Genomic DNA, 276 nt, shown 5'->3' with positions numbered 1-276 from the left:
CCCTGAAAGCCGCACTGGCCTGTATCACCCTGAACCTGCCATTGGCAGAGCTGGAGCGTCTGAACCAGGACGAGCTGGTATGGGAAACCCGGGTCATGCAGTTCCGTGGCTATCGCGAGTTATGGCGCAAGCAAGGCGTGCTGCCGATGTTGCGCCGCCTGCTGCATGACTTCCACTTGCCACAAACCCTGATGCAACGCAGTGATGGCGAGCGCGTACTGACCAACCTTTTGCATCTGTCGGAATTGATGCAGCAAGCGGCTGCGGAGCTGGACG

General features: G+C 59.4%; 1 protein-coding gene. It reads left to right on the top strand.

What is annotated here, in order from left to right; translation table 11 throughout:
• The coding region (locus BK660_RS32215) for a hypothetical protein (RefSeq protein WP_148057558.1) at positions 1 to 276 on the top strand (276 nt) is incomplete at both ends.

Origin of the sequence: Pseudomonas brassicacearum (assembly GCF_003732265.1) — a bacterium.
Lineage (GTDB): Bacteria > Pseudomonadota > Gammaproteobacteria > Pseudomonadales > Pseudomonadaceae > Aquipseudomonas > Aquipseudomonas brassicacearum_D.
The sequence above is the reverse complement of the archived record's forward strand: the minus strand, read 5'-3'. Positions and strand labels throughout refer to the sequence as shown.